Annotated in this window: 9 protein-coding genes; 8 read left to right on the top strand and 1 reads right to left on the bottom strand. The window is 55.2% G+C overall.

Annotated elements, in window-relative coordinates; all coding sequences use genetic code 11:
• The first annotated feature begins 26 nt into the window (after nt 1-26).
• From rbfA to ALMA_RS06495, 7 genes are all read left to right on the top strand, one after another.
• Complete coding sequence (gene rbfA, locus ALMA_RS06525) at nt 27-614, top strand: 30S ribosome-binding factor RbfA (RefSeq protein ID WP_094726895.1); 588 nt, start codon at nt 27-29, stop codon at nt 612-614.
• Between the two features lie 10 nt (nt 615-624).
• On the top strand, nt 625-1,641 hold the full coding sequence (gene truB, locus ALMA_RS06520) for a tRNA pseudouridine(55) synthase TruB (RefSeq protein WP_244568903.1): 1,017 nt from the start codon (nt 625-627) through the stop codon (nt 1,639-1,641).
• Nucleotides 1,642-1,653: 12 nt separating this feature from the next.
• Nucleotides 1,654-2,823: a bifunctional riboflavin kinase/FMN adenylyltransferase gene (gene ribF, locus ALMA_RS06515; RefSeq protein ID WP_094726893.1), complete on the top strand. Its 1,170-nt coding sequence runs from the start codon at nt 1,654-1,656 to the stop codon at nt 2,821-2,823.
• A gap of 353 nt (nt 2,824-3,176) precedes the next feature.
• Nucleotides 3,177-6,911 carry a mucin-binding protein gene (locus ALMA_RS06510; RefSeq protein WP_094726892.1) on the top strand — a complete coding sequence of 1,245 codons (3,735 nt, stop codon included), beginning with the start codon at nt 3,177-3,179 and terminating at the stop codon, nt 6,909-6,911.
• Between the two features lie 148 nt (nt 6,912-7,059).
• Nucleotides 7,060-7,761 (top strand): ABC transporter ATP-binding protein, encoded by a 702-nt coding sequence (locus tag ALMA_RS06505; protein WP_094726891.1) that lies wholly within the window; start codon nt 7,060-7,062, stop codon nt 7,759-7,761.
• A 3-nt stretch (nt 7,762-7,764) separates the two neighbouring features.
• On the top strand, nt 7,765-11,025 hold the full coding sequence (locus ALMA_RS06500) for an FtsX-like permease family protein (RefSeq protein ID WP_094726890.1): 3,261 nt from the start codon (nt 7,765-7,767) through the stop codon (nt 11,023-11,025).
• A gap of 107 nt (nt 11,026-11,132) precedes the next feature.
• Nucleotides 11,133-11,768 (top strand): TetR/AcrR family transcriptional regulator C-terminal domain-containing protein, encoded by a 636-nt coding sequence (locus tag ALMA_RS06495; RefSeq protein WP_094726889.1) that lies wholly within the window; start codon nt 11,133-11,135, stop codon nt 11,766-11,768.
• A 119-nt stretch (nt 11,769-11,887) separates the two neighbouring features.
• On the opposite strand, the gene ALMA_RS06490 is transcribed toward ALMA_RS06495, so the two are convergent.
• Nucleotides 11,888-12,298, bottom strand: a complete 411-nt coding sequence (locus ALMA_RS06490) for a hypothetical protein (RefSeq protein ID WP_094726888.1) — start codon at nt 12,296-12,298, stop codon at nt 11,888-11,890.
• A gap of 676 nt (nt 12,299-12,974) precedes the next feature.
• On the opposite strand from ALMA_RS06490, the gene uriT reads away from it, so the two are divergent.
• Nucleotides 12,975-14,369 carry a uridine transporter UriT gene (uriT, locus tag ALMA_RS06485; protein WP_446681704.1) on the top strand — a complete coding sequence of 465 codons (1,395 nt, stop codon included), beginning with the start codon at nt 12,975-12,977 and terminating at the stop codon, nt 14,367-14,369.
• The last annotated feature ends 4 nt before the right edge of the window (nt 14,370-14,373 follow it).

Raw genomic sequence — 14,373 nt, 5'->3', positions numbered from 1 at the left:
AGATTTTTTTAGAGAAAGACCAATTCATGGCAGGAACGAATCCGCGCTCTGTGCGTATCGCTGGCCTTATCCAGCGCGTCGTGGCCACAGCGCTCGAAAAGGACATTCATGATCCACGCCTGCGTGGCGTGACCATCACCGAAGTGCGTGTGACGAATGACATGCAGCAGGCACGCATCTTCTGGACCATTTACGGCCAGGAAGGTCGTGAGGATGGGCAGAAGAAGCGTGCAGCACAGGCACTGCGCCAGGCACAGGGACACTTGCGCACCATGGTGGGACGCAAGGCAGGACTGCGCCTGACTCCGCAGCTCTTCTTTGTTTTCGACGCACTGCAGGGGCAGGCAGCAGAAGTGGATGACGTACTCGTCATCGCACGCAAGCGCGACGAAGAGCTCGCGAAGCTGCGTGAAAATGCGCAGTACGCTGGTGAGGCAGACCCGTATAAGCATAAGGAAGAAGCGGTAGACGAAGACGGGGGAATGGACATCTCCTTCGACGACGATGACTGGGATGACGACGACGATGATTTCGACATGACCATCATCATCGACGACGACTCGGACGACGTCGAGTCCGCGGACGAACCAGAAGCCGAGCCAGAAGCCGAGTAAAAGGATTCACGTGAAACATTCCAGCGGAGTCATCATCGTAGACAAGCCGAAAGGCGTGACCAGTCATGATGTGGTCGCAGCCTGCCGTGGCTTGCTCCATACGAAGAAAGTGGGACATGCCGGCACTCTCGACCCTATGGCCACAGGAGTACTCGTCATCGGTTTCGGTGCAGCCACGCGTCTGCTGAACTCTCTCGTGGGAGCGAGTAAGACCTACGAGACGACTATCCGTCTCGGTGCCACGTCCACCACGGATGACGCAGATGGAGACATCACGCGTACCCCAGAAGCAGACGTCACTACCATCACGCGCGAGGACATCGAGCGTGCTATAGCCGAGCACCTCACAGGAGATATCCTCCAGGTGCCGAGCACGTACTCCGCGAAGAAAATTCACGGTCAGCGCGCCTATGACCTCGCTCGGAACGGGCAGGACGTCCAGCTGGACGCAAATCCTGTAACCATCGAGGACTTTACCGTAACAGACGTGCGCTGCGTCTACGAAAGCGAGGGTACGTACCTCGACGTGGATGCCACAGTCACCTGCTCTGCTGGTACCTATATTCGCGCACTCGGCCGTGATCTCGGCGAGCTGCTCCATGTGGGCGGGTACCTGACCATGCTGCGTCGCACGCGCGTGGGAATGTTTGACGCGGACAGTCAGAAGACCATCCACATGACTGCCCAGAGCTATGAATTCACTCAGAAAGATGGCGAGGTAGTCCAGCGCACGAAGGCTCAGGCTTCGAAAGAGCTGAAGGAGAATGAGGAAAAATTGGCAGAAAAAGTCATTCTCCCAGCAGATGCCGCCCGCGCAGTTCTGCCGGTACGCGAACTGACGGCGCAGCAAGCGGTGGACATCTGCTTCGGGCGGCCGCTGAAGACGAGCGTGAAGACGCTGACCGCGGCGCTGTACCGCGGGCAGCTGATGGCGCTCGTCGAGCCGTGGAAGCCGAACCTCGCGAAGCCGTCCACCGTTTTTATGACCGCCGAGGAGCTCGCACGCCTCGCCACACAGACAGCATAAAGGAATGAACGTATGGAAATACTTCGACTCGAACCAGACGAACAGGGCATAGTCGCGTGGCCGACTCTGAGCGAGGATAAGCGCGCAGTCGTGACCATCGGCAGTTTCGACGGTGTCCACCGCGGGCATCAGGCGGTGCTCGCGCGGGCCGTCGAGCTCGCGCACACGCATGACGTGCCGAGCGTGGCCATTACGTTCGATCCGCGTCCGGGCGTGGTCCACGCGGGGCTCGAGCGCGACACGCAGGCAGTGATGAGCCTCGAGCAGCGGCTCGAATTGATGGACCAAGCGGGCTTCGACTACGCGCTCGTCGTGCGCTATACGCTGGCCTTCGCCGCGCGCACGTACATCTTCTTCCTCGGTCAACTCGTGGGTAAACTCGGCATGCGCACGCTCGTGCTCGGCTCGGATGCGACCATGGGTAAGGGGCGCGAGGGGGACATCGCCGCTATTCGTAAGCTCAGCGGCGCGACGGGCGTCTTCGAACTCGACGTCGTGGATGATTTCGGTCCGGCGGGCATCTATCTGCCGCGCGAGGTGCAGTATGTGGTGCCGGAAGCGGGGGCAGGATACGAGGGCGTGAACGGCATCGAAAGCGGCGTGAAGAGCGGCATCGAGAGCGAGCCGTCGAATCCGCTGACGGGCATGACGAAGGCGCAGCTGCGCGCGTGGAGTAAGAAGCAGCGTTCGGTGGCGGTGCGCGAGTACAGTTCGTCTATGGTGCGCTTCCTGCTGGCTCGCGGTTGCGTGCGCGATGCGGCGGAGATCCTCGGCCGCGCGCATAGCATCGACGCGACGGTGGCGCATGGTCAGGCGCGCGGTCGCGAGCTGGGCTTCCCGACGGCGAATATGGCGGATATCCGCGGTTTCGTGCCGGTGGATGGCGTGTACGCCGGGTATCTGACCGTGCTCGGCTCGGGGGAGCGCTCGGGCTCGGGTTCGGGGGAGCGGTACGCGGCTGCCATTTCTGTAGGTGTCAATTCTACCTTTGAGCAGGACGGGTCGCGCTTCGTGGAAGTATACTGCCTCGATGCGCCGGAAGGGTTTGATATTTACGATGCGTCGGTGCGCGTAGAGTTCGTCTCCTACTTGCGGCCTATGGTGACCTTCGAAGGTGCAGACGCGCTCGTGGAGCAGATGAAACGTGATGTGGATGCTGCGCGGGAGGCGCTGGAGGCGTAAGACGTGTAAATACTAGCGCGGTGTGACGCAAGGATGAATAAAAATGAGGGACTGTATCGTAGAGATACAGTCCCTCATTTTGTGGCTTATAGGCATTTTTGTGTTGCTTATTTTGCTTGTTAGGTGTTGTGTTTGTTGGGGTTTGAGGGGGTGATAAGTTTCTTTCTGGTTTATTGGGGCCCCACAACCAATTCTAAAGCAACACAAAATTGCCTATAAGCCCCATTTTTTTATGGATGAGCAGGACTTCGTGGTCGATGAATACAAATATAATGTAAGGTAGGCAACTAAATAAGAAGCCTCAAGGGAGTGGGTAAAGCTTTGTAGCACAGACGCTATAAGGAGGTTAGACTATGAAGCTTAGAGAGAGAAGAAGGAGAGCAGTCGGATATGGGGTAGTGCTCGCTATCCTGTGTGCAGGACTCACAGTCGGACCGGTATCTTCGGGAATGACGGGTGGTGTGTGGCGAGGAGTGCCATCTGCGTATGCGGCAGAAACTGGGGAGAATACTCCATCGGCTGGTGTACGCACTCAAGGAGTGGATCTCGCGGTAGAGATGAGTGGTGGTTCTGGTAGCGTGCTTATGGGAAGTAAGCTCGAAAATCACATCACAGTGAAGAATACTGGCACAAAGGACGTCTCCGATGCTGAGCTGAGCGTGAAGCTTGATAACGGTGCGCAGAATTCGGAAGTCGACCTCATATGTACGCATGTGGATGATGGAGTCCCCTATGTCAAGGAGGTGAAGAAAACTGATGGAGAGGACCATGGGGCGCAAACTTTTTCAGCTCGTATTTCTCTACCAGCCGGAAAGAGCATGGTCTTTACACTCTATGGGCGTTATCCTTTTGAGATATCTCAGGAACAGTCGAGAATCACAGCTACGGTGAGTGCTTCGCAGGACGTCCTCCCGGGAAATAATAGTGTGACTTCTGAGTTTCGTATCAGTACAGGAAACGAGCCTGAGATATCAGTGCAGCAGACGAAGAAGTCTTTTACATATGGAGAAGTTCAGCATTATACGGTGACGTATACGAATACTACGGATAGAGATTCGTACGTGAATGGGCGAGCGGTCAGTGGATTAAAGCTGACGAACCTTCCGAACATGGAGGAGAACGGGTATATCACATTCCATACGGAGTGTACTACTACCGGAAAGGCTATCTGTCGTTTGCTCGAGAAGACACTGACGAGGAGATTCCATACGGATGCGTGGGGGATTGAGACAGAGGCTTTCGAAGATAATAATCTCTATGGAGGTGGAACGGAAGTACTGAATAACTTTATCTCCATTCCTGCTCGTTCATCTCTTACTTTTGATATCGATATGAAGCTGATGCTCCCGTGCGGTATACAGAAGGATCATGTACAGATTCAGCATAGTGTCTTTTTTATACAGAATGGTGATACGCAAGGTGCTGAGCATCTTCACGAGAGCTTACGGTCGGGGAATGGAACAGATAGTGTGACTTCTCAGCTTGATGTACTTCACGAGTGCGTAGATGACCGCGACATAGAGATAAGCCAAAAAGTAGAGAATCCGGAAACTTCTGATTCGCCTAGTCGTGTAACTACGGTTACGTTCACAAATACCAGTGGGCGTGATCTCAAAAACGTTCCCGTATATGATCAATTCTATCTGTCTGATGATGATCATGGAGACTTCTCTGCCATGAAGAATCACTTCTCTACTGATGCCACTTACATGATGACATGTACTGCAGTAGGTGGGGCAGTATGTCCGGCGTGGGCGTCTCAGAAAAGACAGCGTATACCAGATGCGCAGTTCGAAACGAATCTAGACGAGCTGAAAGGACGCAGTCTCATAGGTGGAACGGAGCAAAAGCTAGATTTGCCAGCGGGAAGTTCCATAACTCTGATTATACCCGTATCAGTAGACCTGACATGTGGCGGAGCCTCATTGTATTATGCGATAGGACTACACCCCCAGCTAGTTAGTGACCTAGATGAGTATAATGCTGACCCTACACACGAAGAAAAAACTGGACATGTGCACGTGGATACTGCGTGTAATGTACGTCCTGTCAAGGAGGAATCGCACGTAGATAAGCACAAAGCAGTACGTGGTGAATCTGTGACGTATACCTACACCTATACGAATGATGGTGACAGTGATACCACACTATATTTGGGGGATAAGCTCGAAGGTAGACCCCTGAATTATTCCTACACTGCGGATTTGGTATGTGAGACTCGAGGTGAAACGGTGTGCCCATTTACCCATAAAAAAGTGAACTCAGATACTGCATGGAATGCAGATTTTCGTGATATAGACTGGATTCATACCTACTGGAATAGAGAATCTACGCTACTGTGGAATGATCTTCCGCGCCGTGTACAGCTGAAGGGACATTCGCAGATGAGAATAAGCATGACAGTACATCCAGTCTTCTCGTGTCCTCTAGGTGGAGTTTTCACTCTGGCTCATGGTATCGAAGATTTTGGAGAAACATATAACCCTCTGAAGACGACGTTTATCTGTAATTCTCCATCCATTTCTGCTGCTGCCTCGACTCAGTCTCCGAAGCGTGGTGAGGATGTGGTGTTGTCGTCGACGGTGCGTAATTCGGCTGGTTTTGTGCGTAATGCGCCGTTGTCGTTGACTGTTCCGATGTATGGTTTGAGTCTGAAAGACCCGTCTGCGAAGCCGTCGTGTGTGTCTCATAGTGGTGCGCAGTGTCCGTCGGACTGGATGTGGGATACGTCTAAGGGGGTGATGACGGGTAGTGTTCCGTTCTTGCCTATTGGTGGTAGTTTGGATGTGTCGCTGGTTGTGGTGGCGGATAAGGATTTGCCGAAGGCAAGCTATGACCTAGTCACACGTATTGATGCGTTGGGTGATGTGGATTCGAGTGATAATGTGGCTAGGGTTCCTGTGGAGTATGGGTGGACTGCTGGTCATGTGTCTGCTCGTTATGTGCAGGTGAAGGCGGATAATACTCAGTCTGATATTGTCGATCCGGTGAAGCTGGATACTCGTGTGGGTGACTCGTATGAGGCTAAGTCTTTGGATGAGGGGAAGGTTCCTGAGGGCTATAGGCTGGCATTTATGCCGGATAATGCGAGGGGGACATTATCGTCTACGGATCGGGTGAGTGTGGTGTTCTATTACATTCCGAAGGATGCGAGTGAGCAGTCGTCGGTAGGTTTTGAGACGCGTTTTGAGGCGGATTCGAGCCTTGGGTATGGTGTACAGAAGGTGAAGACTGAGGGTCAAGAGGGTAAGTCTGAGAAAGTGACGACGTATTCTTTTAACCACGATGAGAATAATCTCCAGTCTACAAGTGCTCAGCGCACGGTTTCTCGCCCTGTGACTCGTGTCGTGGGTGTGGGTAATCGAGAGTCGAAAACGGTGATGCGTGTGGTGCATTTCCGTGATCGGGCGACGAATGCGAAGGTTGCTGATGATCAGAAGGATACAGCGACGGTGGAGCATTCTGCTCGGGTGAATGCTCAGTCGGGTGTGCTTGAGGGGGATTCGTGGTCGTCTGGTGTGTGGCCTGTGGTGCGTGTTCCGTCGAGTGAGCGGTATGTGCGTTCGATTGCGGATGTGCCTGGCTTGTCCGATTCTTCTGCGACGGAGGATACTGAGTTTACGGTGTGGTTTGATCATGCTGTGGTCAGTGTCGAGCAGAAGCAGTCGTATACGCGTCGTATTCATTTCATCGATAAGGTTACGGGTAAGAAGCTGAAGGATGATGTGGTGCAGACTGTGGAGCTGACTCGCGTGAATGAGAAGGATCTCGCCACGAGCGAAGTGTCGGAGGGCGCGTGGTCTGAAGGACTCTTTGCGAAGCTTGCGTTAGACCCTGTGGAAGGATACACGGCGTCTCTCGAGAGTGTGGCAGAGGCGAAGGCGATAGAAGATACAGAGGTGACAGTCGAGTATGCGCCTGTAGCTGAGCCTGTGACTGAGGTTCCGACTGTGAATACGGGTACTCCTGAGAAGAAGCCAGTACTAGCGAAGACAGGCGTGAACGTCGCGACTGGTCTCGTGCTGATTCTTCTTCTGTCCACGGCAGGAGTCACGCTCCAGATGAGGAGGAGAGAACACACGAAGTAAAAGGGAAAAATTGACATAAGTAAGAGGGGAAGCGCCGTACGCGTGCTTCCCCTCTTACTTATACCACACTCACGGTGTGTTTGTCCGTAGTACTGCGAAAAGAAGCTCCGTAGACTGAACAGAGTTGTTTGGACTAAGGAGAAAAGACATGAGCTATATAGACGTGCAGCATAGCTTTAAGCGCTACACTATGGGTGACACGGTCATCGAGGCAAACCATGACGTGAACTTTTCCATCGAAAAGGGCGAACTCGCCATCATTCTCGGTACATCGGGAGCCGGAAAATCCACCATGCTGAACATCCTCGGCGGCATGGATACGAATGATGAAGGATCCATTTTCATCGACGGGAAGAACATCTCTGAATATACGGATAAAGACCGGATAGGCTACCGCCGCTATGATGTGGGATTCGTTTTTCAGTTTTATAATCTCGTCCAGAATCTCACCGCGAAAGAAAATGTGGAACTCGCTTCGGAGATAGTAGAAAATGCGCAGGATCCTACGCAAGCACTCATCGATGTGGGACTGGAAAAGAGACTGAATAATTTCCCTGCGCAGCTCTCGGGCGGTGAGCAGCAGCGCGTGGCCATAGCTCGAGCAGTGGCGAAGAATCCGAAGATTCTCCTGTGTGACGAGCCGACCGGTGCGCTGGATTATAACACGGGTAAGCAGGTGCTGAAGATTCTGCAGGATATGAGCCGAGTGAAAGGTGCCACCGTCATCATCGTGACACATAACGCTGCCATCGCTCCCATAGCAGACCGCGTCATTCACATGCATGACGGAACAGTGAAAAGCATCGAAGTGAATGCCCATCCTACGCCCATCGAACAGATCGAGTGGTAAAACATGTCGAAAAGAATACTTCATAAAGATATCCGTATCAGTTTTACGAAGTCACTTACGCGCTTCATCTCTATCCTGTGCCTCATAGCACTGGGCTCCTTCGCTCTCGTGGGCCTGTATGTGACGGGCCCGGATATGCGCGCCACAGGAGCCAGTTACTTCGCCGAGCATAAGCTCGCTGACGTGAGCGTCATAGGAGACTATGGCATCGATGAGGCGAACGAGAAAGCCATCAGCTCTGTCTCTGGCATCCAGCACCTCGAGTATGGATACCTCAAAGATGTGACTGTGACGAACACGGATACGAGCATGCGTATCTACTCGCAAACGAAGGACTTGTCTCTCTACGAGCTCAAGTCTGGACGCATGCCGAAGACCAGCACCGAGATAGCGCTCGACCCGCGCTTCGAAAGCGACGGGAAGTATAAGCTCGGCAGCACCATAGACTTCACAGAAAAAGAAGACGCAGCAGGACATACTGTGCTCAGACACCATAGCTTCACTGTGGTCGGTTTCGCGCAGTCGAGCGAGCTGATGTCCACGATTAACCGCGGTCAGTCCACGGCGGGCACGGGTGAACTCGAGGGGTATGGTGTGGTCACTCCAGACGCCTTCGACTCGGATGTGTATATGATAGCTCGCCTGAGCTTCACCGATACGCAGGGCCTGGACCCGTACTCGGACGAGTACACGCAAAAGATCACCCAGCATAAGAAGGCGCTGGACACTGCTCTCGAAGACCAGCCGTCCGAACGTCTCGCTGCCATAAAAAAGACATACCAGGAGAAGATAGACGAGGCGCAGACAAAGGTCGATGATGCAAAAAAGCAGCTGAGTGACGCCCACGATACATTGACAGAAGGCGACAAGCAGCTCGCCGACGCTCGCACCCAGTATGCGAACGGGAAGAACACCTACGAGACGAAAAAGGCAGACGCCGCACGTCAGCTCGCTTCCGCACGCGCGCAGCTGAACACAGGACGCGCGCAGCTCGAAGCAGCTCAGGAGCAGGTGCGCCAGCAGAGCGACGCGCTGAATCAGGCACAGAATCAGCTCAGCCAGGCGCGCGCTCAGCTCGACGCTGCTCAGGCAGACTATGCGCAGAAGGACCAGCAGGTCACCCAGCTCGAGCAGGCGGCAGCTGCCGGTCTTCTCGGCGGGACGCAGGAAGAGCAGACTCAGCAGGTTCAGCAGGCACGCGCCCAGCTGAACGCAGCGAAAGCACAGCTCGACGCGAAGGAAGCGGAGTATGCTCAGAACGCGCAGAAGATCCAGGCGGGTCAGAACCAGCTGAACGCTGCACGCGCGCAGATAGCGCAGAAGCAGGAGGAATTGGCCCAAGGAGAGAAGACGTACTCCGCGCGAAAGCAGCAGGCGGATGCGCAGCTGAATGCAGCGCGTGCTCAGCTTGACGAGGCGAACGCGACCATCGAGCGCAAAAGCCAGGAACTCGCGGACGGGTGGGCGCAGTATAACGAGAAGGAGCCAAGCGCTCGCGCGGAGATAGAGGACGGCGAGGCGAAGATAGCGGACGCGCAGAGTCAGCTCGATGCGCTGACGAAGCCGGTATACTCGCTCGACACGCGTCGCGAACTGCCGGGGTCGGAAGGATACCGCATCTACTCGAGCGTCTCGAATATCGTGGATGCGCTCGCCCGCGTCTTCCCACTCGTCCTCTACTTTGTGGCCGCGCTCGTTACGCTGACGACTATGGCGCGATTCGTAGACGAGGAACGTATCAACTCGGGAACGCTCAAAGCCCTCGGCTATACGAACCGCGACATCGTGAAGAAATTTACGGTCTACGGTATGGCTGCAGGCCTCGCGGGCTCGCTCATCGGCATCATCGCCGGACATCTGCTTCTGCCGAGCATCGTCTATAGCGTGTACGCGAAGAGCTTCAGCTATCCGCGCATTCAGCTTCACTTCTATCCGTTCATCACGCTCGTGGCGCTCGCGCTCGCCTTCCTCAGCACGGTGCTGCCTGCATGGCTCGCCGCGCGCAAAGAGCTGCGTGATAAGCCGACCGAGCTGCTGCTGCCGAAAGCGCCGGAACAGGGCTCGCGCATTCTGCTGGAATGCATCACCCCGCTGTGGTCGCGCATGAGCTTTAACCATAAGGTGACCGCGCGGAACATCTTCCGCTATAAGAAGCGTATGCTGATGACCGTTTTCGGCGTGTGCGGTTCGGTGATGCTCATTTTCGCTGGTTTTAGCGTGCAGCATTCCGTTTCGGGTATTAATGAGCGTCAATTCGGCCAGATTATGACGTACGACCTCATCGTGGCGGAAAAGAGCGGCGCTACTTCCGCTGAGCGCGATGCCATCGAGAAGCTGCTGGACAGTTTGGCTGTGCACAGTCACGCGGGTGTGCATTATGAGAGCGTGACGAAGACGGCCGGCGCGCATAACGATAAGCAGGAGATTCGCCTGATCGTGCCTGAGAGTGCGGACGAGCTGGGACAGTACATCCGGCTGCAGCAGCGCGCGAATGGGGAGGCGCTGAGCCTGTCGAGCGGGTCGAGTGCGGACGGCGCGGTTATCAGCGAGCGCTTAGCGCAGCTGACTGGTGCTCAGGTGGGCTCCACGTTCACCTTTACCGACGCGGACGGCACCTCGCGAACAGTACGTATCTCGGGCATAACGGAGATGTATACGGGACACTTCCTGTTCATGAATCGCTCTGTGTATGAGAAAACATACGGAACTTCGTATGCGACAAACGCCTATCTCGTCACTCTGAAGGACCGGAGCATGGAGAACGCTCAGAAGCAAGCGAGCGCCTTCGTAGCACTCGACGGAGTGAAGGGCGTGGTACAGAACACGACCATGATGAATCAAATCAGCACCATCGTCACCTCGCTGAATCGAATCATGCAGATTCTCATCATCGTGGCCATCCTACTGGCGGTGGTCATCCTGTATAACCTCACAAACATTAACGTCTCCGAGCGTATACGTGAGCTCTCCACCATTAAGGTACTCGGCTTCTTTAATAAGGAAGTGACCATGTATATCTTCCGTGAGACCATCCTGCTGACAGCAGCAGGAATCCTCGTGGGGTACGGTCTCGGCGATGCGCTGTTCCAGTACATCATCACCGTGGTACCACCTGATGAAGTGATGTTTAACCCGGGGCTGGGCGCGAAAGCCTTCGTGGTGCCTGTCATCGTGGTGGGAGTCATCACTGCCGCGCTGGGTGTTCTCATCCATCACCGGCTGACGAAGGTGGATATGCTGCAGGCGCTGAAGTCCGTGGAGTAGTAGGTCTCAGGGGAGTGTGAGATGTGTGGGGTGCGTGGGGTATGTGTGGGGAAGAGCGCACATGCCCCGCGTTTTTATGGATATGAAGGATACGAGAGGATGCGCGTATGGTCTGGGAGCATGTACACTATGAGGTGATGAAGAATGAAGAATCCTCTCTGCTGACGAAGACTCAGCTGGCTGAGAGCCTGAAGAAAGCGATGAGCGACAAGCCACTGAGCAAAATAACGGTCAGTGCACTCGTGGCCGACAGTCACGTTAATCGGAAGACGTTTTACTATCATTTCGCCGACATTAATGCGCTTCTCGAATGGATGCTCTATCAAGAGGCAGTACAGGTGGTGGCGCAGTTCGACCTCGTGAATGATTATGAGGATGCTATCCGCTTTGTCGTTCACTATGTTCAGGAGAATACGCACATCCTCAACTGTGCTTATGATACGCTCGGGCGCGAGGGGCTCAAGAACTTCTTTTACTATGACTTCACTGCTCTAATGACACGGATTATCTCCGAGAGGGAAAAGGAGCTGAGACTGAGTGGTCGAGTTCCCCAGGAGTTTGAGAAGTTCTTATGCCATTTCTTTACTGAAGCTATAGCAGGAATGCTCGTGAATGGCTTTAAAGGCTTAGCTGCGGGGGAGATGGATGACTCCGAACGCAGTGTGGACGCTGTTATAGCACACTTTAGTGTGGTGATGGAGACTCTACCGGACATGCTACGGCGTGGGGTGAGAGAAGAGTGAAAGAGGAGCGATGTGTGGGCGTGGAGAACGAGGTGGGTACAAAGGTGAGGGGCTGCGTCGTGGAGGCCATAACGATGCAGCCCCTCACCAGGTCTGAGCTGAGTGGAGCGTTAGAAAATTTAGAAAATCTGGAACAGCAGCGGAATAAAGTACACGAGGTTAATCAGTGTGGGCACGAGCAGAAGCATCTTTCCGCTCTGACGCCAGGCCGCGTATCCGGTGATGGAGCCGCAGAAGGAGAGGAAGAAGAGAATCTGCACGAGCCAGGCGCGGCGCATGTGCATGTACAGGGAGACGAAAGTGAGAGCATCTGTCTTCTGGAACGCTGCGACGACCAGAATAATGCTGAGGATGGCTGTGGACCAGGTGACGGCTATCAGTGGGCGGACGTCGAAGATGACGCCATTATCTGATGTAGGTACGGCAGCGACTGTGTGGTGTGCGGGGGTGTGCGAGGTCTGGACCGAGCTTGGGGCCGTGGTCGGGGTCGTGCTCGGGTGCTCGCTCGGGTGTGGTTCTGTGCTCGTCATCTCTCTCATCTCCTGCGTGGTATTCTCTCCGTCTTTCCTTTTTACCGGTACAGCTGCGTACGGTATGACACTAGTATACTACGGGTGAGAGTGAGGCGCGTAGGTGCTGGGGTGAGAATGGGCGAGAGTGAGGGTGAGGGTGAGGGGCCGCCGTCCCAAAAAGCTCACTCGTCGTCAGATACATCCTTGTACGAGGCGTAGATACATCGTTGTAGGAAAAGAGGAGTGAGCTTTTTGGGACAGGTGCATCTGAAGAGCGGGATGCTAGTCGGGGTGGGGATCGTGGAGAGCCTCGAGAGAAGGTAGTGTCCGAAAAGCTCAAAAGGAGGCATGTCGAGAAAAGCCCCAAAGTGAGCCCAAAGCCCTGAAATTTCGGGCGTGTCGGCGTCGCTTTCGGGCTTTTTCTGACGCTCGGTTGCGCGCCGTTCGAGCCCGTCCGAACACCCACCCCACTTTACGTCCGCCGACACGCCTTGATTTTGCTTAGGTTTTGCGTTTAACCAAAAATGGGTATATCCTTGAGAACGTTGTCAGAAAAGTGTACGCGCTCGCGGCGGCTTACACGCGTGAACCACGCGCGCCACGCACACGCGCCGAGGACCCGGCGCACGCACCCGTACCACACGCTGTACGTACACCTACTCACACAGGGCAGATAAATAAAGGAGTTTACACGGTGAGTGAACTGAAAGAGGGCGGAAAGTCCATCGTCGCACTGATGGCAGCGCTTCTCGTGGCCATCTTCGCATTCCAGCTGAATGCTTCCATGCTGTCTCCAGCGCTGGCCACCATGAGCAAAGAATTGAACACCACAGACGCACAGATAGCGCTCACGCAGACGGTCTTCTTCACCGCTGCCGCGCTCTTCTCGCTGTTCCTGCCGCGTCTGGCGGATATCGCGGGACGTAAGAAGGTTCTGCTCGGCATTCTCGTGGCCACGACCGTCGGCTGCATTATCTCGGCTCTCGCGGCGAACGTGACGTTCCTTATGATCGGCCGCGTGCTGCAGGGCGCTGCGGGCCCAGTGGTGCCGATGTGCCTCATCATGCTGCACCATCGTGTCACCGAAGAAAAGCGCTACACGAAGCTCATGGCCATCCTCACGTCGGTGAACGGTGGTATCGCGGGCGTGGATGCGCTGCTCGGCGGCTGGCTGGCTGAGGTGGGCGGCTTCCGCGCTGTCTTCGCTGCCATGGCTGTCATCGCGGCATGCGCTATCGTCCTCGTCTTCCTCTTCGCTGAAGAAAGCACGGCGAAGGAGACTCCTGCTATGGACTGGCTCGGCGTGTTCTTCCTTGTCGTGGCTATGGGTACGCTCATCACCGCTATTAACGAAATGCAGAAGCTTGCTTCTGCGAACTGGCTCTACGCTGGTGTCCTCGTGCTCGTCGCTGCCGTCTGCTTCGTGGCCTTCTGGCAGACTGAGAAGCGTAAGAAGGCTCCTATGGTCTCCACTTTCTACATGAAGCAGCGCCGCACGTGGGGTCTTCTGCTGACCACCACCCTGACCATGACTGGCGTTTTCGCTGTGATGAACGGTATCGTTCCAGCTATCGCGCAGGATCCGAAGTATGGTACTGGCCTCGGCGCTACGGTGATGTCGTTCGCCACGCTGACTCCATACGCGCTCATCGGCCTCGCGTTCGGCCCTGTGGCTGGCGTGCTCGCGTCGAAGTTCGGATATCGCGCGGTTCTGCGCGGCGGTCTTATCGTCACGCTCGTGGGCGTGGCTGCTGGCTTCTTCGTGGCCGCGCATCCGTCCATCTGGGGTCTCGTGCTCGTGTCTGTCATCCTCGGCTTCAGCTACGCGGGTACGGCGAATATCATGCTGAACGGCCTGGGCATCGTGCTCTCGCCTGAGGATAACCCTGGTTACCTCCCTGGTCTGAACGCGGGTGCGTTTAACCTCGGTGCGGGCCTGAGCTACGTGGCGCTCTATGCTGCGCTGAACATGTTCACTGGTTCGAGCGTGACGGCTGGCTACACGGCAGCGCTGGGTACGGGCCTCGTACTCGTGGTCCTCGCTCTGCTGGCTTCCTTCCTTATTCCTCAGCCGGGTAGTGACGAGTAAGAAG

Source organism: Alloscardovia macacae, assembly GCF_002259705.1.
GTDB lineage: Bacteria > Actinomycetota > Actinomycetes > Actinomycetales > Bifidobacteriaceae > Alloscardovia > Alloscardovia macacae.
This window is presented reverse-complemented; position numbering and strand designations above follow the sequence as displayed.

Coding starts and splice junctions, on each gene's coding strand:
- ribF (WP_094726893.1), top strand. CDS start 1,654: ATGGAAATACTTCGACTCGAACCAGACGAACAGGGCATAGTCGCGTGG.
- ALMA_RS06500 (WP_094726890.1), top strand. CDS start 7,765: ATGTCGAAAAGAATACTTCATAAAGATATCCGTATCAGTTTTACGAAG.
- ALMA_RS06505 (WP_094726891.1), top strand. CDS start 7,060: ATGAGCTATATAGACGTGCAGCATAGCTTTAAGCGCTACACTATGGGT.
- ALMA_RS06490 (WP_094726888.1), bottom strand. CDS start 12,298: ATGACGAGCACAGAACCACACCCGAGCGAGCACCCGAGCACGACCCCG.
- ALMA_RS06495 (WP_094726889.1), top strand. CDS start 11,133: ATGGTCTGGGAGCATGTACACTATGAGGTGATGAAGAATGAAGAATCC.
- ALMA_RS06510 (WP_094726892.1), top strand. CDS start 3,177: ATGAAGCTTAGAGAGAGAAGAAGGAGAGCAGTCGGATATGGGGTAGTG.
- rbfA (WP_094726895.1), top strand. CDS start 27: ATGGCAGGAACGAATCCGCGCTCTGTGCGTATCGCTGGCCTTATCCAG.